A 22,968-nucleotide genomic window follows, 5' to 3' on the forward strand; every position below is an offset into this window, starting at 1 on the left:
CGCCCCGCCCGCGCGCCGGGGCCGCGCCCCCGGCGCCACCCGAACCGTGACAACTGCTGCCGGATTGTCACAGACGGGCCCGCCTGCGACCGGCCTGCGCCGGGTAGCGTACGGCCGTGAGCAACTCGACGCCTCCCGGCTGGTACCCCGTGCCGGGCCCAGGACCGGACGGTTCGGCCTCCCAGGAGCGCTGGTGGGACGGCAACGCCTGGAGCAGTGAGGTCCGCCCGGCCGCCCCGGCCGCCCCGGTGGACCGCCCGCCCGCCGCCGCGCAGATCGCCGACGCGCCGACCCAGGCCTGGCAGAGCCCGGCCCCAGCGCCGCCCCAGCCGGGCTTCGGCCCGGCCGAGCCGCAGCCGGGCGCGGGCTACGGCTACCCGCCGGCCGGCGCACCCGGCTACGGGTACCCGCCCGGGGGAGCCCCCGGCGGTGCGCCCGGCTACGGCTACCCGGGGGCCCAGGGACAGCCCGGCTACCCGCCGGGCGCGATGTACCAGCCCGGGCCGCCGGCTCCGCGCCGGAACAACAACGCGGTGGTCATCGGGGTCGTGGTCGCCGTCCTGCTGGTCGGCGGGATCGCCGCCGCACTGGCCCTGAACAGCGGCGACAACCCCACGCCCCACCCCGGTCCGACGCTGGCCGGCCCCACCGGGTCGGACGGCCCGGCCACGCCCTCCGGCTCGCCGAGCCGTCGGCCGAGCCCGTCGGCGTCACCGCGCAGCAGCGCCCCGGCCGCCGTCACCGGTACCGCTCCGGACACCCAGCACGCCATCACCGTCCCGATCCTGGCGGGCTGGGCGCAGGAGACCCCGAGCAGCTCCACGACGGTCTTCCTGACCAGCGGGCACTACACCTGCCCGGGGGGCGGCGACTGCGTGCGCGGCCAGTTCGCGGTCAAGACGGACGCCGTCCAGGGGGCGACCGCCCGGGCGGCGGCCGAGGCGGCGATGCCCGACTACGCCGCGGCGATCTTCGACGGTCTCGTCTCGCACACCGACGCCGGCTCCGCCGCCACCTCCGTGGCCGGCGTCTCCGGCTACGCGGCACGCTGGCACGTGACGACCAAGGACGGGCTCAGCGGCTACGTCCTGCTGGCGGCGGTCCCGGCCGAGCACGGCGGCTACGTGGTCTTCCACGGCGGGGTGGACGACGACCCGCAGGCGCCCGGCCCGGCCGCGCTGGAGCAGATCCTCAAGAGCATCGCGCAGGACGGCAGCGCCGCCGCCAACGGCGCGTGACACCGACGGGCGGCCGGTGACGGCCACCGACGCGGCGAGGGCCGGACCCGACCGGTCCGGCCCTCGCCGCCTCGGCAGGCGCTGCGCGGCGGCGCCGCCCGCCCCTCCACGGCCTAGTCGCCGTAGCGCTCCCAGAGCCGGGGAAAGCGCTTCGCCATGGCCCCGGCGTCCGTGAAGTCCAACGCCGCTCCTTCGGGGCCGGCCGGCTGCTCCAGCCCGAGGTCGGGCAGCGGCAGCCCGGTCAGCTGCTCGTACGCCTCGTCGGCGGCGTAGCCGATGTCCTCGGCGTCGCCGTCCTCCTCCTCGTCGAAGTCGGGCAGCAGGTCCGCCAGGTCGTCGGGCTCCTGCAGGGCGCCCTCGAAGACCTCGCGGCCCTGTCCGATCAGCCAGCATCTGAAGTAGTCGAAGGCGTCCTCGGAGGCACCGTCCAGCAGCAGGTGCGCCGCGCCCCAGAGGTCGGTCCAGTACGCGCGCTGGAAGCGGGTCTCGAACAGCCGGGCGAAGTCGATGACGTCGTCAGGGGTCAGCTCCGCGAGCCGCTCCACCAGCCGATCGGCCTGTTCGTCCGGGTCGCCTTCGGCGGCGGCCCGGGTCTCGTCGATGATCTGCCAGAAGTCCGTCTCGTACATCACCGCTCCAGCATCCCTGTTCACTCGCGCAAACGCATGCGAAGGGGGTGTGAAACGCGGAGCACCCGCCCCGTCCGAGGACGGGGCGGGTGCTCCGGCAGCGAGGGACGGCCCCGCTGACGGTCCTACAGGCCGAGGTCGCCCTCGAAGGCGCCCTCTTCCAGACGGGCCTTGACGGTGCCCAGGTAACGGGCGGCGTCGGCGCCGTCGACGATCCGGTGGTCGTACGACAGGGCCAGGTAGACCATGTCGCGGACGGCGATGGTCTCGCCCAGGTCCGGGTGGTTGATCACGACCGGGCGGCGCACGGTGGCACCGATGCCCAGCATGCCGACCTGCGGCTGGTTGAGGATCGGGGTGTCGAACAGCGCACCGCGCGAGCCGGTGTTGGTCACCGTGAAGGTGCCGCCGGCCAGCTCGTCCGGCTTCAGGCCGCCGTCGCGGGTGCGGGTGGCCAGGTCGGCCACCTTCTTCGCGATGCCGGCGATGTTGAAGTCACCCGCGCCGTGGATCACCGGGACGAAGAGGCCCTTGTCGGTGTCCACCGCGACACCGATGTTCTCGACGTCGTGGTAGGTGATGGTGTCGTCGGCGTTGACCTTGGCGTTCAGGACCGGGTGGACCTTCAGCGCCTCGGTGGCGGCCTTGATGAAGAACGGCAGCGGCGACAGCTTGACGCCCTCGCGCTGCAGGAAGCCGTTCTTCGCCTTGTTGCGCAGCTGCATGATCCGGGTGACGTCCACCTCGACCACGGTGGTCAGCTGGGCCGACACCTTGAGCGAGTCGACCATGTGCTTGGCGATGGCCTTGCGCACGCGGGTCATCGGCACGGTCTGGCCGCGCAGCGGGGACGGCGCGGCAGCGGCCTTCGGCGCGGCGGCGGCCGGAGCCGGGGCCACGACCTTCGCGGCCTCGGCGGCGGCGATGACGTCCTGCTTGCGGATGCGGCCGCCGACACCGGTGCCGGTGACGTCGCCGAGGGCGACACCCTGCTCGGCGGCGAGCTTGCGCACCAGCGGCGTGACGTACGCGTCGGAGCTGTCGGCGACCGGGGCCGGAGCGGCCGGAGCCGGAGCGGCGACCGGCGCGGGAGCGGCCACGGGGGCCGGAGCGGCGGCCGGAGCCGGAGCGGCGACCGGGGCCGGAGCGGCGACCGGGGCGGGAGCCGCGGCGACGGGTGCCGGAGCAGCCGGGGCCGGGGCGGCGACGGGGGCGGGGGCGGGGGCGGCGACCGGGGCGGGAGCGGCGGCCGGGGCCGGGGCGGCGGCAACCGCACCGGGGGCGCCGATCAGCGCGAGCTGGGCGCCGACCTCGGCGACCTCGTCCTCGCCGACCAGGATCTTCACCAGCACGCCGGCGACCGGCGAGGGGATCTCGGTGTCGACCTTGTCGGTCGAGACCTCGAGCAGCGGCTCGTCGACCTCGACGGTGTCACCCTCGGCCTTGAGCCAGCGGGTGACGGTGCCCTCGGAAACGCTCTCGCCCAGGGCGGGGAGGAGCACCGGGGTGGCGTCGGCGGCGGGCGCGGCGGCGGCCGGCGCGGCCGGGGCCTCGGTGACGGGGGCCGGAGCGGCGACCGGGGCGGGAGCCTCGGCGACCGGGGCCGGAGCGGCCGGAGCCGCCTCGGCGGCCGGGGCCGCCTCGGCGGCCGGGGCCGCGGCGGGGGCGCCCGAGCCGTCGTCGATGACGGCGAGCTCGGTGCCGACCTCGACCGTCTCGTCCTCGGCGACCTTGATCGAGGCCAGGATGCCGGAGACCGGCGAGGGGATCTCGGTGTCGACCTTGTCGGTCGAGACCTCGAGCAGCGGCTCGTCGACCTCGACCCGCTCACCCTCGGCCTTCAGCCAACGGGTGACAGTGCCCTCGGAAACGCTCTCGCCCAGCGCGGGCAGTGTTACTGAGACCGCCATGGTTTCAGCGACTCCTATCAAGTCTTGCGTACGGGATGGGGGAAGGAGATGGGGAGCGCGATCAGTCGTGCGCGTGCAGCGGCTTGCCGGCCAGCGCCAGGTGCGCCTCGCCAAGGGCCTCGGACTGCGTCGGGTGCGCGTGGATCAGCTGCGCGACCTCGGAGGGCAGGGCCTCCCAGTTGTAGATCAGCTGAGCTTCGCCGACCTGCTCACCCATGCGGGCACCGACCATGTGGACACCCACCACGGCGCCGTCCTTGACCTGGACGAGCTTGATCTCGCCGGCGGTCTTCAGGATCTTGCTCTTGCCGTTGCCGGCCAGGTTGTACTTGAGCGTGACGACCTTGTCCTTGCCGTACAGCTCGACGGCCTTGGCCTCGGAGATGCCGACCGAGGCGACCTCGGGGTTGGAGTAGGTCACGCGGGGCACGCCGTCGTAGTCGATCGGCACGGCCTTGAGGCCGGCCAGGCGCTCGGCGACGAGGATGCCCTCGGCGAAGCCGACGTGGGCCAGCTGCAGGGTCGGGACGAGGTCGCCGACCGCCGAGATGGTGGGCACGTTGGTGCGCATGTACTCGTCGACGAGGACGTAGCCGCGGTCGAGCGCGACGCCGTTCTCCTCGTAGCCGAGGCCGGCCGAGACCGGGCCGCGGCCGATGGCGACGAGCAGCAGGTCGGCGTCGATCTGCTTGCCGTTCTCGGTCGAGACGCGCACGCCGTCGGCGGTGTACTCGACGCCGGAGAAGCGGGCCTTGAGCTCGAACTTGATGCCGCGCTTGCGGAACGCGCGCTCCAGCAGCTTGGAGGAGTTCTCGTCCTCCAGCGGCACCAGGTGCGGCAGCGCCTCGACGATGGTGACGTCGACGCCGAAGGACTTCCAGACGGACGCGAACTCGACACCGATGACGCCGCCGCCGAGGATCACGGCGGACTTCGGGATGCGGTCGAGCTTGAGCGCGTGGTCCGAGGAGATCACGCGGTCGCCGTCGATGTTCAGGCCCGGGAGCGACTTCGGCACGGAGCCGGTCGCCAGGAGGATGTGGCGGCCCTCGACGCGCTGGCCGTTGACGTCCACGGAAGTCTGCGAGGAGAGCTTGCCCTCGCCGGTGATGTAGTGGACCTTGCGGGAGGCCACCAGGCCCTGCAGGCCCTTGTACAGACCGGAGACGACGTCGTCCTTGTACTTGTGGACGCCCTTGATGTCGATGCCCTGGAAGGTCGCGAGGACGCCGAACTCGGCCGCCTCGCGGGTCTCGTCCGCGACCTCGGCGGCGTGCAGGAGAGCCTTGGTCGGGATGCAACCACGGTGCAGGCAGGTACCGCCCAGCTCGCCCTTCTCGATCAGGGCCACGCTCAGGCCGAGCTGAGCGGCGCGGAGCGCCGCGGCGTAACCGCCGCTTCCGCCTCCGAGAATGACAACGTCGAAAACGGTGCTGGCGTCGTTCGCCACGTCACGTCCTCCATGCAAAGGGGTGCGGATCGCCGGGCCGGTCGCGGTCCGGTGGGTCGGGATGCCCTTGTAAGGCGCCCAGTCATGCCGGAAATACATCTTCGCACTTGTTCGCGGCGGCTGATGTCCCGGCCCGCCTCGGGGGGTGGAGCACGGCCGGTCGCGCAGCTGTGAGAGTCCTGTACGTCAGGGTATCTCCGCAGCTCACAGCGGTGTCCGCGCGGTGGTGAGCGGGGCCGGGCAGGGGGGCGGAGCGGGGGAGTTCCGCCCTGTGGAACAAAGTTTCGCCCGCAGCGAACACGGGTGCGGGCGGTGATCCGGCTTATTACCGTCAGGTAATAGGAAATGGGAATGAAAAGGGCCCGGCGCCTGTTGAGGCGCCGGGCCCGATCGGCTCACGGGAGCCGGTGGAGACGGTGGAACGGGTCAGCCCTTGGCACCCGCGGCCCGCTGCTCGGCGAATCGCACGAGCGTGCGGACGGCGCTGGCGGTGCCGCCCTTGGGGGTGTAGCCGTAGGGCGCGCCCTCGTGGAAGGCCGGTCCGGCGATGTCGAGGTGGGCCCAGTCGGTGCCCTCGGCGACGAACTCCTTCAGGAAGAGGCCGGCCACCAGGCCGCCGCCCATCCGCTCGCCCATGTTCGCCAGGTCGGCGATGGTCGACTCGGTCATGCCCTTGCGCAGGTCCGCCGGCAGCGGCATCGGCCAGGACAGCTCGCCGGCCGCCTGCGCGGTGGCGTGCAGGCTCTCGCGCAGTTCGTCGCTGTTGGACATCACACCGAAGGTGCGGGTGCCCAGGGCCAGCACCATCGCGCCGGTCAGCGTCGCCACGTCGACGATGACGTCCGGGTTCTCCTCGCCGGCCCGGACGATGGCGTCGGCGAGCACCAGGCGGCCCTCGGCGTCGGTGTTCAGCACCTCGACGGTCTTGCCGCCGTACATCCGCAGCACGTCGCCGGGGCGGGTGGCCGAGCCCGACGGCATGTTCTCGGCCAGCGCCAGCCAGCCGGTGACGTTGACGGCAAGGCCCAGGCGCTTGGCGCTGACCACGGCGGCGAAGACCGCGGCCGCGCCCGACATGTCGCACTTCATGGTCTCGTTGTGGCCCGCCGGCTTGAGCGAGATGCCGCCCGAGTCGTAGGTGATGCCCTTGCCGATGAAGGCCAGCGTCGCCGTCGCCTTCGGGTGGGTGTAGGCCACCTTCACCAGCCGGGGCGGGTTCGCCGAGCCGACGCCGACGCCGAGGATGCCGCCGAAGCCGCCCTTGGCGAGCGCCTTCTCGTCCAGCACCTCGACCTTGAGGCCGTGCTCCTTGCCGGCGGCCTGGGCGATCGCGGCGAAGGCCCTCGGGTTGAGGTCGTTGGGCGCCATGTTGATCAGGTCGCGGGCGCGGTTCATCTCCTCGCCGACGGCCGTGGCGCGCTCGACCGCGGCCTTGGCGTCCTTGCTGCCCTTGCGGCTCGTCAGCAGGACCAGCTCGGCGACCGGCTCCTTGCCGTTGCCGTTGCTCTTGTAGGTGCCGTACGAGTACGAGCCGAGCAGGGCGCCCAGCGCGACCGCGCCGGCGTCCTCGGCCGACTCGGCGGGCAGCGCCAGCGCGACCTTCTTCGCGCCGGCCAGGGTCCGGGCGGCCACGCCGGCGGCGCGGCGCAGCGCCTCCTCGGAGAAGCCCTCCTCGGCGTCGCCGAGGCCGACCGCGAGTACGAGGGGTGCCTTCAGGCCGGCGGGGGACGGGAGCTTGACGGCCTCCCCTTCGCCGCCGCTCGCTCCCAGGGTGGTGAGGACCTCGGCCAGCTTGCCCTCGAACGCCTCGGCCACGGCCTCGGCACCGGGGGCCACCACGATGCCCTTGGGGCCCTTTGCCACGCCGACCACCAGGGCGTCCGCACGCAGCGAGGCGGCGGAGGAGGTGCTCACAGACAATGCAGTCACGTATTCGCGTCCTGTTCTTTATGCGGTCCACGGCCGGCCGCGGCGGTGCTGCCGGGTCGGCGTACCCCCGCCTCGCCGGGGCCGCCCGCCCACTCGGCTCCGGGCCCGGAGCCGCCGGCGCGTGCGCCGCCACCGGCGGCCGCACACACCAGGGGCCCGGGCTCCTCGGCGGGAGCGGCCGGGCGGAACCTGCGACGATGCAGAGCTACGGTGCTCCCCGCATGGTAGTCCGCATGCTGGGATCACGCCGCCCCCGGTCCGGTCCGGTCTTCGGCCACCGGCCCGCCGCCGCCCGGGGCGCCGGTGCCGGTGGCCCCGGCCGGGGCCACAGGGACTCCTGGACCAGCGGTGATTGAAGCCGCGTCAGGTGAGGGGCGCGGGCGGGCCGCGCTCCCCGCCGGGCCCCGCGCCCCGGTCCGGGGCCGCGCGGACACCGGTCGCCGGGTGCCGGTCAGCGGGTATCGGCGGGGCCCGGATCGCCGGCGCCGACGCAGACGACCCCGTCGGTCAGCAGCACCAGCAGCCGTCCGGCCCCGTCCAGCTGGACGGCGGTGACCGGGGAGCCGAGCCGCAGCTCCAGCGAATCCTGCCGCCCGGGCCCGGCGTCCTCGCCGTCGAGCCGCCGCAGGCGCACCACGCCGTCGGTCCAGGCCGCCGCGGTCAGCGGGCCGTCGCCCTCCCGGACCGGCAGGGCGACGGCGACCGAGACCACCGGTCCGGATCCTTCGTGCACCGGGTCAGCGGCCGGTGCGAAGCCGGGCCGCCAGACCCGGACGCGTCCGTCCAGGCCGCCGCTGAGCACCAGCGGCAGCGGGTCCGCATCCGGCCGCGCGGGCGCCGGCAGGACCGCGCCGACCGCGGTCACCGGGCCGTCGTGCAGCCGCTCGCCGACCGCCCGCCCGGGCGCGAGCCAGTGCACCGCGCCGCCCGGATCCCCACTGGCGGGCAGCCCCGCCAGTGCGCTGATCCCGCCGCCGGGCAGGACGTGCGGCGCGGGGCCGTCCAGCAGCAGGGGCATCCCCGTCGCGGTCAGCCCGAGCACGCCGCCCTCGGGTGTGCAGACCAGTGCCCGAAGTTGCGCGGGCGCCTCGAACGGCGCCGGGCCGAGAGCCTGGCCGTCCGTCAGGTCGATCTGTTCGACGGCGCCCTTGGCGTCCACCACCAGGAGCCGGCCGGCGTACCGGCCCTCGCCCACGGCGGCCGCCACCAGCGGCGCGTCCAGCGCCGGCCAGTGGGCCCACTCGGCGCGCCACCGCACCGGCGCCGCCGCCGGTCCGGGTCCGGCCTGCTCGGCGCCCCACAGCCGGGCGCGCAGCAGTTCGCCCCGTACCCCGGGCGCCCGCTCACCGATCAGCGCGGGGCCCGCGGCCCGCCAGCAGCCGGCGTACCGGCCGTCCGGGACAGCCGCGAAGGCGGCCGTGACGGCGAGCGGGTCCGCGTGGGCCAGGAAGCCCACATCGTCGAGGAGTTGACCGGCCGTGCCCACCCGGACGGCCTGGCCGAGCACCAGCCCCAGCAGGCCCTGCGCGGTGCGCGGCAGGTCGGGGCCGCCGTCGGCGGTGCAGGGCATCGCACTCACCAGGGCCCAGAGCACGGCATGCGGATCGGAGGCCGGGGCCGCCGCGGTCACGGCCTCGCGCAGGGGCCCGGGCGGCAGCCACCAGGTCTCCCCGGCGGGGCGGCCGTCGTCGGACCGGGGCGACGGGTCGGTGGGCAGCAGTTCCCCGGCCCGGTGCACGGCGCCGGGTTCGGCGAGCAGGGCCCACTCCTCCCGGGTCAGCGGCCGGGGGGCGTCGGCGAGCGCGGTCACGGCCGGCCGCAGTTCCTCGGGCAGGGCCGCCCACCAGGCCGCCGCCGGTCCGTCGGCCGGTCCGTCGGTCGGCCGGTCGGCAGCTGCCCGCGGCGGGCCCTCGGCCGAGGGCCCGGCAGGCGCCGGTATCCGGGCGGCGAGCCGGGCCAGGCCGGGGCTGGGGTAGACGTGGGCGGCCTCGAACGGCGAGGCGCCGCCCAGCCGCCGGTACCAGGACGCGAACCGCTCGGCATCCGTCCACAGCGGGTCGTCCAGTTCCAGGACGGCCTGCGGGCCGGTGGCCGCCAGCGCGTCGCCCTCCGGGCTGCCGGTGGCGGCCTCGACGACCGCGCGCAGGCCCGCCACCGCCAGCAGCGGGACGAGCAACTCCGAGGTGACGGCGCCGGGTATGACGGCCCGGTCGAGGTCCCGCACCAGCAGCAGCAGGGGCCGGCCGTCCTCGCGCACCGCGGCGAGGAGTTCGGCGGGGGTGCGGGCGGCCAGGCCCAGTAGGCCGGCCAAGGTCCAGGTGGCGCCGTCCACGGTGAGCCCGGCGGCGTTCAGGACGGCGTCCGGCCGCCGGCCGGCGAGGGCGCCGGGGGAGTCGCCCGCGGTGGCGAGCCAGGCCAGCAGGTGGGTCTTGCCGATGCCCGGCGGGCCCGACACCCGGCACAGCCTCGGCGCGCGCCGGTCGTCCAGCCAGTCCAGCAGCGCCCGCCCGGCGGGCTGTCGCCCGGCCCGCAGCGGTGGTATCCCGTGCTCGCGCCCGTTCACTCGCCCCCCTTGTCGTGATCATCGCCGATTCTACGAGCCCGCCGGGCCGGTCGTGGGCGAGCGGTCCGGCGGCGGCAGGGCGCCCGCCGAGCCGAGCGGGGACGGGCAGCGGGCGGGCGGTGGCCGGGCGAAGGGCTTTCGGCGGCCGGGCGCGGGCCGGGCGGTGGCCGGGTGGAGGACGAGCGGGCGCCGGGTGCTATCCGGCCAGGGCCAGCGTGAGCAGGCTGCCGGTCGCCGCGCACTCCGCCATCGCGCCCAGCACGTCGCCGGTGATCCCGCCGAAGCGGCGAACGCAGCGCCGCAGCAGCAGCCGGGCGCAGACCAGGCCCACGAGGAGTGCCACCGGCAGCCACAGGGCCGAGCCGCCGTCGGTCAGGCCGAGCAGGCCCAGCAGCAGCGCGGCGCCGGCCGAGACCGCGAGGGCGCCGCCGGTCCCCACCGTGCTCGCGACCGTCGCGCCGAGCCCGCCGGGGCGGGCGGCCGGCACCGAGCGCAGGCAGCCCCAGGCGAGCGCGCAGCGCGCCGCCGTCGCGGCGGCGAGCACGGCGAGTGCCCCGCGCCAGGGTGAGGCGTCGAACCGGCCCGCCAGAGCGGCGATCTGGGCGAGCAGGGTGAGCAGCAGGGTCAGCACCCCGAACGGGCCGATGTCGGACTGCTTCATGATCCGCAGGGCGTCCTCGGCGGGCTTTCCGCTGCCGAGGCCGTCCGCGACGTCCGCGAGGCCGTCCAGGTGCAGACCCCGGGTGAGGGCGGCCTGCACGGCGACCGCCGCGACCGCGCCGAGCAGCCCGCCGGCGCGCCAGGCGACCAACGCGCCGACCAGCGCCGCGAGAGCCCCCAGGACGACCCCGACCACCGGCGCGCAGAGCATCGCCCGACCCGCCGTCGGCCGGTCCCAGCGCTCGACCCGGACCCGCAGGACCGACAGCGTGCCGAACGCGAACCTCAGCGCCTCCGACACCGAGGGCGCGCCGGCCGGCGGGCCCTCGGTGGGCGGACCGCCGCCGGGCACGTCGGACACCGCGTCAGATCCGGCCGAGCAGATCCGCCGCCGAGGGCAGCTTCGGCTGCTCCCGGGGCTCCTCGGGCAGCGCGGGGGCGAGGGAGGTCGGCTCGGCGAGCGTGTCGGCCGCGGCCTGGAGCAGCGGGAGCGACATCAGCGCGCCCACCCCCTCGCCCATGGTGATCATCTGGTCCTGCAGGGGGAGCAGGGTCAGCCGGTCGTACGCCTTCGCCTGGGCGGGCTCGCCGCTGGCCTGCCCGGCCCGCCACCACTCCGGCGCCCGGAAGGCGATCCGCTGCGCGACCAGGGCGCAGGCCGCCGAGACGACGCCGTCCAGCACCACCGGCAGCCGGCGCACGGCGGCCTGCAGCAGGAAGCCGGTGATCGCGGCGAAGTCCGCGCCGCCGGTGGCCGCCAGCAGCGCCAACTGGTCGCCGAGGACCGGGCGGGCCCGCCGCAGCGAATCCCGGACGGTGGCGCACTTGACCATCCAGAGCCGGTCGTCGATGCCCGAGCCGCGCCCGGTCACCGCCGCCGCGTCCGTCCCGCACAGGGCGCCCACCAGCACCGCCGCGACGGTGGTCGAGCCGACCCCGAGGTCGCCCAGCACCACCAGGTCGGTGCCGGCGTCGGCCTCCTCGTCGGCGACGGCCATACCCGCGCGGAAGGCCCGGGCGGTCTCCTCCGGGCTCAGCGCGTCCTCGACGTCGATCCGGCCGGAGCCGCGCCGCACCCGGTGCCGGACCACCTCGTCGGGAAAGTCGGACGGATCGGCGTCCACGGCCACGTCGACGACCCGGATCCGGGCGCCGAAGCGGCGCGCGAGCACGGCGACCGGCGCGGTGCCGTCCAGGACGGCCCGGACCCGCGCGGCCGTGCCGCCGTCGGCCGCCAGCTCGGAGACCCCGAGCGCGGCCACCCCGTGGTCACCCGCGAACAGCAGCACCTTGGGCGCCGCCAACGGCCGTACGGGGGAGTGCCCCTGTACGGACGCCAGCCAACTGCCCAGCTCCTCCAGCCGGCCGAGCCCGCCATGAGGCCGGTCGAGCGCCTTCCAGCGCTCGTCGGCGGCCCTGCGGGCGCTCTCGTCGGGGCGCTCGACGAGCGAGGAGAACGTATCGAGATCCACGGTCGTGTCCATCGCCTCGAAGGCTACACGGCGCCGGCCCGGGCCCGGTGGCGGCCCTTGGCCACCGGCCGTCACCGGTCAGCCACCGGCCGGTTTGACCGTGATCACCTGCCCGGCCACCACCAGCAGCACCCGCTCCGAGGCGTCCGCCATCGCCATGTTCAGCCGGCCCAGGGTGTCCCGGAACCGCCGTCCCGCGGCCGTGCCGGGCACCACCCCCATCCCGACCTCGTTGCTCACCGCGACCACCTGACGGCCGGTCGCCCCCCACGCCGCGGCGAGCGCCCCGCACCTCTCCTGCACCGCCCGTTCGCCGCCCGCCGCCCAGGTGTCGTCGTCCCAGGCCCCGCACCCGTCCATCACCGCGGTCAGCCACAGCGCCAGACAGTCGATCAGCACCGGCGCCGGGTCCGCCGCGTCCGCCAGCACGCCCTCCAGCTCACAGGTCTCCGCGGTCCGCCAGCTCGCGGGGCGCCGCTCCCGGTGCAGGTCGACCCGCCGGGCCCACTCGGGGTCGCCCTCCCGGGCGCCGCTCGTCGCCACGTACAACACGTCGTCGTACGCGCCGAGCAACTGCTCGGCCCGGGTGGACTTGCCGGAGCGGGCGCCGCCGAGAATCAGGGTTCGGGGGAGTGACATGCCGTTCATCCTGCCCGACGAGGCGTAGGGACGACCGGGCCGGGCAGGCTAGTGTGCGCAGCACGACAAGCGGCACGTCGGGCTGAGCCGGCAGCGCCGCCGGCGGCAGTGGTCATCGGGAGGAGCCGGGCATGGTCTGGACGTGGCGGTACGAGAAGACGGACGGCACCCTGGTCGACCCGGTCGGCGGCCAGGAGGAGTTCCCTGGGCAGGGCGATGCGGAGTCCTGGATCGGCGAGTCCTGGAAGCAGCTGGTGGAGGACGGTGTCGACACCGCCGTCCTGCTGGACGACGACCGCGTCATCTACTCGATGAGCCTGCACGAGGCCTGATCCGCGCGGCGCCCGGGACGTCCGGCACCCGGCCCGCTCCGCGCGGTGCCTGATCACCACAGGCCCGGTGGGCGGTGCTACTTGCCGCCCACCACGTGCAGCAGCGCGGCTATCTGCCGGTACGGATCCGTGCGGCCGGCGCGTTCCTCGGCGTCCAGCAGCTGGGCGAGCCGGCGGCCGTCCACCGGCGGCGCCGCGTCGTCCGGCGCGTTGTCGGTGAAGACCCGTACGCCGTACCAGTGCTTGAGCGGTACGGACACCTCGGACAGCGTGACGGCCAGGTCGCAGAGGCGGTCGGCGCGGGCACTGAGGCCGAGCCGGTTGTAGTAGCGGTCGCTCTCGAAGGCGTGCAGGGCCGCGCGCCAGTCGCCCTCCGCGCCCGGGCGCATGGCCAGCGCGTCGCGGTTGCGGACGACCAGCGAGAGGATCCCGCCGGGGGCGAGCAGCCGGGCCAGTGAGGCGATCATCGGATCCGGGTCGGGCAGGTAGGTCAGCACGCCGTGGCAGAGCACCACGTCGAAGCTGCGGGCGCCGAACCAGCGCCCGCACTGGTGCCCGTCCCCGCTGAGCAGCTGGACCCGCCCGCGGACCTCGTCCGGCTCGTGGGCGAGCGCGCCCTGGGCGGCGCCGAGGGTGACGGGGTCGGAGTCGATGCCGGTGACGAAGTGGCCGGCCCGGGCCAGGCGCAGCGCCTGGGTGCCCTGGCCGCAGCCGACGTCCAGCACGCGCTGCTCGGTCCGGCCGGCCAGCTGCTCGGCGAGCTGGCGGGCCACCAGCTCCTGGCGGACGAGGTTGCGCAGCCCGCCCTGGCGCTCCAGCCAGGGTCCGGCGCCGCCGGCGAACGAGCCGCTGCGCGAGGGGAGCCGGTCGTGGCCCCCGCCGCCCTGGCCCGGCAACGCGTACAGGCCGGGTCCCTCCCAGGTGGGAGGTACCCGGCCCGAGTTCACCGGCTCGGCGGTCAGGGCTTGGCCCCGCGCTGGATCTGCGGCTTGGGCAGCCGCAGGCGGCGCATCTGCAGGATGCGCATGAGGCCGTACGCGACGGCGCCCTTGCTGTTCTGCCCGGCGAAGCGCTCGCCGAGCTGCTTGCGCAGTCCGAGGCCGAGCCGGACGAAGTCCAGCACCACCAGGACGAAGAAGAGCAGGAAGAGCACGGTGGAGAGCAGCTGAAGGGTCGGCACCCGCACCACGCTGAGGATCAGGATGACCACGGCGGCGGGCAGGAAGAACTCGGCCAGCGACCAGCGGGCGTCCACGTAGTCGCGGGCGAACTTGCGCACCGGGCCCTTGTCACGGGCCGGAAGGTAGCGCTCGTCCCCCTCCAGCAGCGCGGTGCGCTGCTTCTCCCGCGCGGAGCGTGCCCGCTCGCGCGACTGGCGGGCGGCCTCCTTGCGGTCCTTGGGGACGACCACCCGGGTCTTCCGGTGGGCCTCGGCCTCACTGCGCTTGGGCGTGGGCCGGCCCTTCTTCGCCTGCGGGTCGCGGGCCTGGCTCGTATCGTCCTGCTTCTCCAGCACTACGGCGGAGGCAGAGGCATCGTCTGAACGGCGTCGGAACACACCCCCAGCGTACGGGGTGCCCGGCCGCTTCTTCCCGTGCCCTTGGACCCAAACAGATATCGATCAACCGCCCGGGGTTTTCCGGCCTCGTTCCGGCGCGTCCAGTACGGGCTCCCCCCGTTCTGCCGGATCATGAAATCGGGGTCGGCTCCACCCCCGGGATGAGGCATCGGCACGTATGGCTGTAGCAGTCTTGTTGCAGGCAGGTGCACTGCGGCGACCGCCTCGCTGCACATACACTCGTCGTGTCTGGTAACGAGATACAGTCCGCAGGCCGGAGAAGGGGGCACCCGAGGCCCATGAGCGACGGAATCATGAAGCGTATGGGGCTGATCTTCAAGTCCAAGGCCAACAAGGCCCTGGACCGTGCAGAAGATCCGCGTGAAACGCTCGACTACTCGTACCAGAAGCAGCTCGAACTGCTGCAGAAGGTGCGCAGGGGAGTGGCCGACGTGGCCACCTCGCGCAAGCGCCTGGAGCTCCAGCTGACCCAGCTGCAGCAGCAGTCCGCCAAGTACGAGGACCAGGGGCGCAAGGCACTCTCGCTCGGCCGGGAGGATCTCGCGCGCGAGGCGCTGACCCGCAAGGCCGGCATGCAGACGCAGATCACCGACCTGGAGACGCAGTACCAGCAGCTCCAGGCCGAGGAGGAGAAGCTCACGCTCGCCTCCCAGCGGCTGCAGGCCAAGGTGGACGCCTTCCGGACGAAGAAGGAGACCATCAAGGCCACCTACACCGCCGCCCAGGCGCAGACCCGGATCGCGGAGTCCTTCTCCGGGATCTCGGAGGAGATGGGCGACGTGGGCCTGGCGATCCAGCGGGCCGAGGACAAGACGGCCCAGATGCAGGCCCGTGCGGGCGCGATCGACGAGCTGCTGGCCTCCGGCGCGCTCGACGACTCGAGCGGCCTCGGTCGCAAGGACGACATCGAGGCCGAGCTGGAGCGGGTGGCCGGCGGCTCCGACGTCGAGCTCGAACTGGCCAGGATGAAGGCCGAGCTCACCGGCGGCAGCCCGGCCGCGCAGCCGGCGATCGAGCCGGGCAAGCCCGGGGCCCAGGCCCCGCAGGACACGAAGAACAACCCCGGGACGATCAACTACAACAAGTGATCCCCACTCCTACGGCGGCGGCCGCACGGCCGCTGCCACGACCGCAGGGAGACGCAGCAGCATGATCATGAGGGTCATGGGGGAAGGGCAGTTCCAGGTGGCCGACGATCACCTGAACCGGCTCAACGCGTTGGACGACGAACTGCTGCGCGCACTGGAGTCGGGGAGCGACGAGAAGTTCCGGGCCGCCCTGAACGGCCTGCTGGTGGCCGTGAAGCAGTACGGCACCCCGCTGCCGGACGACTCCCTGGAGCCGTCCGACCTGATCCTGCCGAACGTCGAGGCGACCATCGACGAGGTCCGGCAGCTGCTGCGGGCGGAGGGTGACGGGCTGATCCCCGGCATCCCCGAGTACGAGTAGGCGAAGGCGACGCGTGAGGGCGGGCACCCCGGCCGGGGTGCCCGCCCTCACGCGTACCGCCTCGCCTACGGCAGGGCCAGCATCCGGTCCAGCGCCGCCCTGGCGTACTTCTCGGTCTCCGGATCCACGGTGATCACGTTCGGGACCCGGCCCTCGACCAGCGACTCCAGCGTCCAGACCAGGTGCGGGAGGTCGATCCGGTTCATGGTCGAGCAGAAGCAGACCGCCCGGTCCAGGAAGACGACCTCCTTGTCGGGGTGCGCCTTGGCGAGCCGGCGTACGAGGTTGAGCTCCGTGCCGATGGCCCACTTGGAGCCGGGCTCCGCCGCGTCCAGCGCCTTGATGATGTACTCGGTCGAGCCCACCATGTCGGCGGCCGAGACGACCTCGTGCTTGCACTCGGGGTGCACCAGCACGTTGACGCCGGGGATCCGCGCGCGGACGTCGTTCACCGAGTCCACCGAGAACCGCCCGTGCACCGAGCAGTGGCCGCGCCAGAGGATCATCTTGGCGTCGCGCAGCTGCTCGACGGTGAGGCCGCCGTTCGGCTTGTGCGGGTTGTAGAGGACACAGTCGTCCAGCGACAGGCCCATGTCCCGCACCGCGGTGTTGCGGCCCAGGTGCTGGTCCGGCAGGAAGAGCACCTTCTGGCCCTGCTCGAACGCCCACTGCAGCGCGCGCTCGGCGTTGGAGGAGGTGCAGATGGTGCCGCCGTGCTTGCCGGTGAAGGCCTTGATGTCGGCGGAGGAGTTCATGTACGAGACCGGGACGGTCACGTCGGCTATGCCGGCGTCGGTGAGGACGTCCCAGCACTCGGCGACCTGCTCGGCGGTGGCCATGTCGGCCATCGAACAGCCGGCCGCGAGGTCCGGCAGGATGACCTGCTGGGTCGCGCCGGTCAGGATGTCCGCCGACTCGGCCATGAAGTGCACGCCGCAGAAGACGATGAACTCGGCCTCCGGGCGGGCGGCGGCGTCGCGGGCGAGCTTGAAGGAGTCGCCGGTGACGTCCGCGAACTCGATGACCTCGTCCCGCTGGTAGTGGTGGCCGAGGATGAAGACACGCTCGCCGAGGGCCTCCTTGGCCGCGCGGGCGCGCTCGACCAGGTCGGGGTCGGAGGCGGCGGGCAGGTCGCCGGGGCACTCGACGCCGCGCTCGCTGTTCGGGTCGGCCTCGCGGCCGAGGAGCAGCAGGGCGAGCGGCGTCGGAGTGGGATCGACGCCGTAGGTCTCAGTGGTCGTGGTCACGGGCGGGTGCCCTCCTGGTGCGGCCGGGTCCGTCGAAGCGGCCTTCTCGTCTATCTGACGTTATCTATCATAACCCGGTTAGCGTCAGATTGACGATGGACACCGTGTCGATGTGACGAGCACCGCTCGCCCGAGCGGCGTCTTCCCCGCCCCCTTCCGGTGCCCGCGGGGCGTGCCGGAGCGCGGTCGGGCCCCGCTGCTGGTTGGCTGGCGGGATGAAGGCAATCGCGATCAGGCGGTACGGCGGCCCCGAGGTCGTCGAGTTCACCGACCTCCCCGACCCCCGGGTCGGGCCGGACTCCGTGCTCGTCCGGACCAGGGCGGTCGGCGTGAACCCGGTGGACCGGAAGATCCGGGAAGGACACCTCGACGGCGTCCTGGACGCGCACTTCCCGCTCGTCATGGGCTGGGACCTGGCCGGTGTCGTGCGGGCCGTCGGCGGTGGGGTCACCGAGTTCGCCCCCGGCGACGAGGTGATCGGCTACGTCCGCAAGGACTCCGTCGAGCACGGCACGTACGCCGAGCTGGTCGCGGCTCCCGTCCGCACCCTCGCCAGGAAGCCCGCGGCGCTGAGCTGGGCCCAGGCCGGCGGCCTGCCGCTGGCCGGGCTGACCGCCCACCAGGGGCTGGTCGGGGCGCTGAAGATCCGGGAGGGCGAGACGGTGCTGATCCACGCGGCCGCGGGCGGCGTGGGCCACCTCGCGGTCCAGATCGCCCGCTCACTGGGAGCCCGGGTGATCGGCACGGCGGGGCCGCGCAACCACGACTACCTGCGCGAGCTCGGCGCGGAGCCGGTGGCGCACGGGGAGGGCCTGGCCGATCGGGTCCGCCGGCTGGCCCCCGACGGGGTGGACGCCGCGCTGGACCTGGTCGGCGGCGACGCCGTGGAGGTCTCCGCCGGACTGGTCGCCGACTCGGCCCGGATCGCCTCGGTCGCCGACTACGGCGTGGTGGCCCGGGGCGGCCACTACGTGTGGTGCCGTCCGGACGCCGCCGCGCTCGCCGCGCTCGCCCGGCTGGCCGACGAGGGACGGCTCACCGTGACGGTCGCCTCCACCTTTCCGCTGGCGCAGGCCGCCTCCGCGCAGGAGCTCGGCGCGGAGGGCCGGACCCGGGGCAAGATCGTACTGCTGGCCGGCTGAACCGGCCCTGCCCCGTGCTGTCCGGCCCTGCCCCGTGCCGTCCGCGCCGAGCTCCGCGCCGTTCGGCCCTGGTCCGCGCGGGCGGGCGGCTCCGGGCGGGGGTGGCCCGCGCCCGCGATCCGCCAGAATGGGCGGTGAACCGTTTTTGCGGATCACCGCCCGTTCCGCACCCCGTACGACCCGTGGAGCCCCGCACCGATGAGCACCAGCCGACCGCCCGAGCCCGGCGGGGCCGCCCTGGACGTCTCGCTGGACGAGACCGACCGGCTGCTGCTGGCCCAGCTCGGCCGCGACGGGCGCGCCTCGTACGCCGAGATCGGCCTGCTGGTGAACCTCTCCGCGACCGCAGTCCGGCGCCGGATCGACCGGCTGCGCGCCCGGGGGGTGGTCCGCGGCTTCACCGTCGTGCTCGATCCGGCGCTGCTCGGCTGGCACACCGAGGCCTTCGTCGAGGTCTACTGCCGGGAGCGGACCGCGCCGGAGGAGATCCTCGCCAGTCTGCGGCAGTTCCCCGAGGTGGTCGCCGCCTGGACGGTCACCGGCGACCCGGACGCCCTGGTCCACCTGCGCGCCTCCGACACCCGGCACCTGGAGGCCGTGATCGAGCGGATCCGCAAGGAGCCGGGCGTCCAGCGAAGCCGCAGTTCGGTGGTGCTCTCCCGGCTGATCGGCTGACCTGCCGACCGGCCCCCGGCCGCCCGGCGCCCGACCGGCCCCCGGCCGGGTGCCTCGCCGCCGCCCGCCGTCGGGGTGCCGAACCGCCGGCCGAGCCCCGTCGGCCCCACCGACCGCACCCGTCGCATCCGCCACGCAGGAATCCTGCGCGGACCCGTCCGAACACGCCCGAAAGCTGCCTGACCGGCCGGGTTCCGACGCGCGGCCGGGGCCGCCCGCTGCCTAGGCTGATCATGTCGGTCCGCCCCGCCCCTCCAGCCCCGCGGCCCGGCCTCCCCGACACCCGAAGCCGAGAGGGACACCCGTGTCCGCAGCTCCCCACCGCATGCACCGGCCCGACAACGAGCTGGTCGACCTGGTGTTCGACTACATGCGTGAGCGGCTGCAGTACGACCCCGTACCGCTCGACCACCCCGGCGACGGCGACCACCTGCGCGCCTCGCTGGCCGGCCTGCTGAACGCCACCGGCAACAGCCCCGCCGACGTGCTCAAGCTCTACGACCACGAGCTGTCCCGCGCGGTCATCTCCGCCGACAGCCCGCGCTACCTCTCCTTCATCCCCTGCGCGCCGACCAAGGCCGCGCTGCTCTTCGACATGGTGGTCTCCTGCGCCTCGCTGCAGGGCATCTCCTGGCTGGAGGCGGCCGGTGCGATCGCCGCCGAGAACCAGGTGCTGCGGCTGATCGCGGACCGCGCCGGCCTGCCCGACCAGGCCGGCGGAACCTTCGTCTCCGGCGGCTCGGCGGGCAACCTCTCCGCCCTGGTGGTCGCCCGCGACACCGCACGCCGAAGGCTCGGCGTCGGCCGGGAGACCACGCTGCGGATCGCCGTCGCCGATCAGGTGCACTCCTCGGTCAAGAACACCTTCAACATCATCGGCGTCGAGGCCTTCGTGGTCCCGACCGTGGACCGCCGCTTCACCGGCGAGGCGCTGCGCGCCGCCCTGGCCGCCGACCCGAACCCCGAGACCGTCGTCGCGGTGGTCGGCACCGCCGGTACCACCAACGAGGGCATCGTCGACGACCTCCAGGGCCTGTCCGAGGTCACCCGCGAGCGCGGCCTCTGGTTCCACGTGGACGGCGCCTACGGCGGCGCGGGCCTGTTCGCCCCCTCGGTCCGCGAGCGCTACAACGGCATCGAGCACGCCGACTCCTTCGTCGTGGACCCCCACAAGTGGCTCTTCGCGCCGTTCGACTGCGCCGCCCTGCTCTACCGCAACCCGCAGCTGGCCCGCGCCGTGCACACCCAGGACGCCTCCTACCTGGACGTCCTGCACACCGAGGGCGACGAGTGGAACCCCACCGACTACGCCTACCACCTCACCCGCCGCGCCCGCGGCCTGCCGCTCTGGTTCTCGCTCGCGGTGCACGGCACCCAGGCGTACACCGACGCGATCGAGGAGGGCCTGCGGCTGGCCAGGGAGAGCGCGCAGGTCATCCGGGACACCGAGCACCTGGAACTGCTGCACGACCCGCAGCTGTCCGCCGTCTGCTTCCGCCGCAGGGGCTGGAGCTCCGAGGACTACTACCGCTGGTCGCAGCGGCTGCTCGCGGACCAGATCGGCTTCGTCACCCCCACCGGCTGGGACGGCGAGACCGTCGCCCGCTTCGCCTTCCTGCACCCGGGCACCACGATGGAGATGGTCCGGGAGATCCTCGACACCATGGTGTGAGGGCCGATCCCCTCGGGGCGCCCCTGGCCGGGGCGCCCCTGCCACGACCGGCTAGAGGAAGCCGCCGCTGGGCAGGTAGGGCGTCGGCGGCCGCATCCCGCGCACCGCGAGATATCCCCGGTTCTCCAGGGTGAGACCGACCTCCAGACCGACGTCCACCGCCCACTCCTGCTCGGCGGTGAGGAACTGCACCACGGCCTCCTCGCCGTCGGGCACCCGGGCCAGGGCCTCCCGCAGCAGCCGGGTGGCGATCCGCTTGGAGGTCGCGGCGAGCAGCTTGACCTCGCCGCCGTCTCGGTAGCAGTAGCCGCTGCCGGCGAGGGTGTCGGCGACCAGCAGATCCTCGTAGTGGGCCAGCATGAAGTCGTGGTCCGGCCCGTGCGCGGCGCCCCGCGCCCGGCGGTCCACCGAGTCCAGCAGATGCCGGTGCACGGGGCCGCCGGGGTGCACCGGGATGTCGCCCGGGTCCAGCAGCCCGGCGCGGTCCACCGGACCGCGCAGCCCCATCGTGGGGTGCAGCGTGAACCCCGCCCGCCGGTAGCGCCGGGCCGCGGCGGGGGAGGGCGAGGCACAGAGCATCCCGCGCAGACAGCCCCGCCCGTACGCCGCCGCCCGCTCCAGCAGCAACCGCCCGACGCCCTTGCCCTGGGCGCCCGGCAGCACCACGAACAGTGCCAGGATCCACACGCCCTCCCGCCGCAGCGAGAGCGCCGCGCCCACCGCCTCCCCGTCGTGCTCGGCGATCCAGCAGCCCTCCGGGTCGGTCCGGACCAGGTGCCTGGTCCGGGCGAGCTGCTGGACGAGGCGGGGCCCCTCAGCGGGTGGGGTGGCCGCTCCCGGGAGGCCCGCGAAGGCCGATCGGGCGATCTGCCGGACGGTCTCGGCATCGGCGGCAGTGTCCTTCACCTGGCGCAGGATCATGGGTCCATCCTGGCCGCCGACCCCTGCCGGGGTGACCGTTTTGCCAGGATCGGACGGTGACCAGGTCTCCCGGGTGTGCGAGCATGGGAAGCGCGGGGAGCGGGCGAGGAGCCCTTTCACCGGCAGGAACCGAGACAGAACCTCCGCCCGGGAATTGAATCCGGGTGGCCGCTGGTTGGCACTGGCGGCACATTGTCGTCAACGACCGGGAGTACCGAGATGACCGTCCAGGACGAGACCACCGTCGAGAGTGGTCTGCTCCTTACCGATGCCGCCGCGGCCAAGGTGAAGGGCCTGTTGGAGCAGGAAGGCCGCGAGGACCTGGCGCTGCGCGTCGCCGTCCAGCCCGGCGGTTGCTCCGGCCTGCGCTACCAGCTCTTCTTCGACGAGCGCTCGCTCGACGGCGACGTGCTCAAGGACTTCAACGGTGTCAAGGTCGTCACCGACCGCATGAGCGCCCCCTACCTCGGCGGCGCCACCGTGGACTTCGTGGACACCATCGAGAAGCAGGGCTTCACGATCGACAACCCGAACGCCACCGGCTCCTGCGCCTGCGGCGACTCGTTCAGCTAGGCCCCAGCAGCACCCAGAAGGCGGCCCCCGGGATCACCCGGGGGCCGCCTTCGGCGTTGCCGTCTGCCGTGCGCCGTGCGCCGTCCGCCGTCTGCCGTGCGCCGTCTGCCGTTCGCCGTCCGTTCGTCCGGCGTCGGCTGCGCCCTACTGGTCCGCCGGGACGGGGCCGCCGTGGTACTCGGACTCCAGCGGCACCTCCGCGCCGCGGTCGGTGTCCACCACGGTGCGGCCCATCAGCGGCTTGGCGAGGTCCCCGGTCACCGACTGCCGCTTGGCGATCGCCGGGCAGGCCTGACCGGCCGGCGCGGGGGTGGTCACCACGATCCGGATGCCGACCTGGCCGGGCTTGCTCTCGTCCACCTTCAGGCCGTACTTCTCGCAGACGCCGCCGTAGAACCAGACGGTCAGCCGGTTGCCGCTCAGCTGGTAGCTGATCGTCTGCCGGCCGCCCGGCACCGGGGCGGGCTCACCGGGGGCGATCCCGGGGCGGCTCGGGCCGCCGGGGCCGGGCTCGGTCGTCGCGCCGGTGCCGGGGCTCGGCGCGGAACTCGCCGAGGGGCTCGCCGTCGGGCCGCCGGCCGCCGGATCCGACGCGGCAGGCGAGGGTGAGGCCGTCGGGGCGGTGCTGCCCGCCACGGCCGAGGGCTGCGCCGTGGCCCCGTCCGCGCCGGGCGCGCCGCCGCTGCCGCAGCCGGCCACCGCGCCGAGCGCCAGGGCCAACCCGGCCACCGCCACCGCCGCCCGCCGTCCGCGCGGGCGGCGCACCGGCCGGGCCTTCGTCTGCATCTCCATCACGACTTCCTCCCGAGGGTCGGTGCGGCGCCGCCTCCCCGGCGGCACCGCGCCGGTTTGACGTGCTCCGGAGGAGTCCGGTTCCATCCGGTGCCG

Annotated in this window: 20 protein-coding genes and 1 pseudogene; 8 read left to right on the top strand and 13 right to left on the bottom strand. The window is 74.4% G+C overall.

Annotated features, from left to right (window positions below; all coding sequences use genetic code 11):
• Window positions 1-116 precede the first annotated feature (116 nt).
• Entirely contained in the window at window positions 117-1,238 is a 1,122-nt protein-coding gene (locus OG823_RS25155; protein WP_371482060.1) for a DUF2510 domain-containing protein, read from the top strand.
• 113 nt (window positions 1,239-1,351) lie between these two features.
• Here the strand turns inward: OG823_RS25155 and OG823_RS25160 are convergent, their stop codons facing one another.
• The 8 genes and pseudogenes from OG823_RS25160 to cobU form a co-directional block, all read right to left on the bottom strand.
• The gene (locus OG823_RS25160; RefSeq protein ID WP_371484645.1) at window positions 1,352-1,867 is read right to left on the bottom strand and encodes a DUF4240 domain-containing protein; all 516 of its coding nucleotides are present in this window, start codon (window positions 1,865-1,867) and stop codon (window positions 1,352-1,354) included.
• A 125-nt stretch (window positions 1,868-1,992) separates the two neighbouring features.
• The gene (sucB, locus tag OG823_RS25165) at window positions 1,993-3,777 is read right to left on the bottom strand and encodes a 2-oxoglutarate dehydrogenase, E2 component, dihydrolipoamide succinyltransferase (RefSeq protein ID WP_371482062.1); all 1,785 of its coding nucleotides are present in this window, start codon (window positions 3,775-3,777) and stop codon (window positions 1,993-1,995) included.
• 61 nt (window positions 3,778-3,838) lie between these two features.
• A complete protein-coding gene (gene lpdA, locus OG823_RS25170) occupies window positions 3,839-5,227 on the bottom strand; it encodes a dihydrolipoyl dehydrogenase (protein WP_371482064.1) in 1,389 nt (462 codons plus the stop codon).
• A gap of 426 nt (window positions 5,228-5,653) precedes the next feature.
• Window positions 5,654-7,156, bottom strand: a complete 1,503-nt coding sequence (locus OG823_RS25175) for a leucyl aminopeptidase (protein ID WP_371482065.1) — start codon at window positions 7,154-7,156, stop codon at window positions 5,654-5,656.
• Window positions 7,157-7,607: 451 nt separating this feature from the next.
• Window positions 7,608-9,719 carry a hypothetical protein gene (locus tag OG823_RS25180; protein WP_371482067.1) on the bottom strand — a complete coding sequence of 704 codons (2,112 nt, stop codon included), beginning with the start codon at window positions 9,717-9,719 and terminating at the stop codon, window positions 7,608-7,610.
• Window positions 9,720-9,915: 196 nt separating this feature from the next.
• Entirely contained in the window at window positions 9,916-10,731 is an 816-nt protein-coding gene (locus OG823_RS25185) for an adenosylcobinamide-GDP ribazoletransferase (protein WP_371484646.1), read from the bottom strand.
• Window positions 10,732-10,744: 13 nt separating this feature from the next.
• Window positions 10,745-11,863 (bottom strand): nicotinate-nucleotide--dimethylbenzimidazole phosphoribosyltransferase, encoded by a 1,119-nt coding sequence (locus tag OG823_RS25190; protein ID WP_371482068.1) that lies wholly within the window; start codon window positions 11,861-11,863, stop codon window positions 10,745-10,747.
• A 66-nt stretch (window positions 11,864-11,929) separates the two neighbouring features.
• Window positions 11,930-12,478: pseudogene (cobU, locus tag OG823_RS25195) on the bottom strand (bifunctional adenosylcobinamide kinase/adenosylcobinamide-phosphate guanylyltransferase); the annotation flags it as partial.
• 143 nt (window positions 12,479-12,621) lie between these two features.
• Here cobU and OG823_RS25200 point away from each other — a divergent pair.
• Window positions 12,622-12,822 carry a hypothetical protein gene (locus tag OG823_RS25200; protein ID WP_371482069.1) on the top strand — a complete coding sequence of 67 codons (201 nt, stop codon included), beginning with the start codon at window positions 12,622-12,624 and terminating at the stop codon, window positions 12,820-12,822.
• Window positions 12,823-12,899: 77 nt separating this feature from the next.
• Here OG823_RS25200 and OG823_RS25205 read toward each other — a convergent pair whose 3' ends face one another.
• Together OG823_RS25205 and OG823_RS25210 are read right to left on the bottom strand one after the other, a co-directional pair.
• Entirely contained in the window at window positions 12,900-13,595 is a 696-nt protein-coding gene (locus OG823_RS25205) for a class I SAM-dependent methyltransferase (RefSeq protein ID WP_371484647.1), read from the bottom strand.
• A gap of 185 nt (window positions 13,596-13,780) precedes the next feature.
• A complete protein-coding gene (locus OG823_RS25210) occupies window positions 13,781-14,380 on the bottom strand; it encodes a DUF3043 domain-containing protein (protein ID WP_371482070.1) in 600 nt (199 codons plus the stop codon).
• A gap of 299 nt (window positions 14,381-14,679) precedes the next feature.
• Between OG823_RS25210 and OG823_RS25215 the strand changes: the two genes are divergently transcribed.
• Window positions 14,680-15,489 (top strand): PspA/IM30 family protein, encoded by an 810-nt coding sequence (locus tag OG823_RS25215; RefSeq protein WP_371482071.1) that lies wholly within the window; start codon window positions 14,680-14,682, stop codon window positions 15,487-15,489.
• A gap of 61 nt (window positions 15,490-15,550) precedes the next feature.
• On the top strand, window positions 15,551-15,850 hold the full coding sequence (locus OG823_RS25220) for a hypothetical protein (protein ID WP_371482072.1): 300 nt from the start codon (window positions 15,551-15,553) through the stop codon (window positions 15,848-15,850).
• Between the two features lie 65 nt (window positions 15,851-15,915).
• Here the strand turns inward: OG823_RS25220 and nadA are convergent, their stop codons facing one another.
• On the bottom strand, window positions 15,916-17,097 hold the full coding sequence (nadA, locus tag OG823_RS25225; protein WP_371482073.1) for a quinolinate synthase NadA: 1,182 nt from the start codon (window positions 17,095-17,097) through the stop codon (window positions 15,916-15,918).
• Window positions 17,098-17,312: 215 nt separating this feature from the next.
• Here nadA and OG823_RS25230 point away from each other — a divergent pair, with 215 nt between their 5' ends.
• The 3 genes from OG823_RS25230 to OG823_RS25240 all read left to right on the top strand — a co-directional run bounded on the left by OG823_RS25230 (window position 17,313) and on the right by OG823_RS25240 (window position 20,586).
• On the top strand, window positions 17,313-18,239 hold the full coding sequence (locus OG823_RS25230) for an NADP-dependent oxidoreductase (RefSeq protein ID WP_371482074.1): 927 nt from the start codon (window positions 17,313-17,315) through the stop codon (window positions 18,237-18,239).
• A 198-nt stretch (window positions 18,240-18,437) separates the two neighbouring features.
• Window positions 18,438-18,914, top strand: coding sequence for an Lrp/AsnC family transcriptional regulator (locus OG823_RS25235; RefSeq protein WP_371482075.1), 477 nt, complete (start codon window positions 18,438-18,440; stop codon window positions 18,912-18,914).
• Window positions 18,915-19,218: 304 nt separating this feature from the next.
• Window positions 19,219-20,586 carry an aspartate aminotransferase family protein gene (locus OG823_RS25240; protein WP_371482076.1) on the top strand — a complete coding sequence of 456 codons (1,368 nt, stop codon included), beginning with the start codon at window positions 19,219-19,221 and terminating at the stop codon, window positions 20,584-20,586.
• Window positions 20,587-20,637: 51 nt separating this feature from the next.
• Here OG823_RS25240 and OG823_RS25245 read toward each other — a convergent pair whose 3' ends face one another.
• Window positions 20,638-21,507 (bottom strand): GNAT family N-acetyltransferase, encoded by an 870-nt coding sequence (locus tag OG823_RS25245; protein ID WP_371482078.1) that lies wholly within the window; start codon window positions 21,505-21,507, stop codon window positions 20,638-20,640.
• Window positions 21,508-21,726: 219 nt separating this feature from the next.
• Between OG823_RS25245 and erpA the strand changes: the two genes are divergently transcribed.
• Window positions 21,727-22,080, top strand: coding sequence for an iron-sulfur cluster insertion protein ErpA (erpA, locus tag OG823_RS25250; RefSeq protein WP_073923267.1), 354 nt, complete (start codon window positions 21,727-21,729; stop codon window positions 22,078-22,080).
• 144 nt (window positions 22,081-22,224) lie between these two features.
• Here erpA and OG823_RS25255 read toward each other — a convergent pair whose 3' ends face one another.
• Window positions 22,225-22,872: a hypothetical protein gene (locus OG823_RS25255; RefSeq protein WP_371482080.1), complete on the bottom strand. Its 648-nt coding sequence runs from the start codon at window positions 22,870-22,872 to the stop codon at window positions 22,225-22,227.
• Window positions 22,873-22,968 lie beyond the last annotated feature (96 nt).

Source organism: Kitasatospora sp. NBC_00315, from assembly GCF_041435095.1.
Lineage (GTDB): Bacteria > Actinomycetota > Actinomycetes > Streptomycetales > Streptomycetaceae > Kitasatospora.

Bases quoted from the DNA above. Each gene is read 5' to 3' on its own strand.
- OG823_RS25200 (WP_371482069.1), top strand. From the start codon at position 12,622: ATGGTCTGGACGTGGCGGTACGAGAAGACGGACGGCACCCTGGTCGAC.
- sucB (WP_371482062.1), bottom strand. From the start codon at position 3,777: ATGGCGGTCTCAGTAACACTGCCCGCGCTGGGCGAGAGCGTTTCCGAG.
- erpA (WP_073923267.1), top strand. From the start codon at position 21,727: ATGACCGTCCAGGACGAGACCACCGTCGAGAGTGGTCTGCTCCTTACC.
- OG823_RS25160 (WP_371484645.1), bottom strand. From the start codon at position 1,867: ATGTACGAGACGGACTTCTGGCAGATCATCGACGAGACCCGGGCCGCC.
- OG823_RS25220 (WP_371482072.1), top strand. From the start codon at position 15,551: ATGATCATGAGGGTCATGGGGGAAGGGCAGTTCCAGGTGGCCGACGAT.
- OG823_RS25230 (WP_371482074.1), top strand. From the start codon at position 17,313: ATGAAGGCAATCGCGATCAGGCGGTACGGCGGCCCCGAGGTCGTCGAG.
- OG823_RS25255 (WP_371482080.1), bottom strand. From the start codon at position 22,872: ATGGAGATGCAGACGAAGGCCCGGCCGGTGCGCCGCCCGCGCGGACGG.
- OG823_RS25215 (WP_371482071.1), top strand. From the start codon at position 14,680: ATGAGCGACGGAATCATGAAGCGTATGGGGCTGATCTTCAAGTCCAAG.
- OG823_RS25190 (WP_371482068.1), bottom strand. From the start codon at position 11,863: ATGGACACGACCGTGGATCTCGATACGTTCTCCTCGCTCGTCGAGCGC.
- OG823_RS25245 (WP_371482078.1), bottom strand. From the start codon at position 21,507: ATGATCCTGCGCCAGGTGAAGGACACTGCCGCCGATGCCGAGACCGTC.
- OG823_RS25235 (WP_371482075.1), top strand. From the start codon at position 18,438: ATGAGCACCAGCCGACCGCCCGAGCCCGGCGGGGCCGCCCTGGACGTC.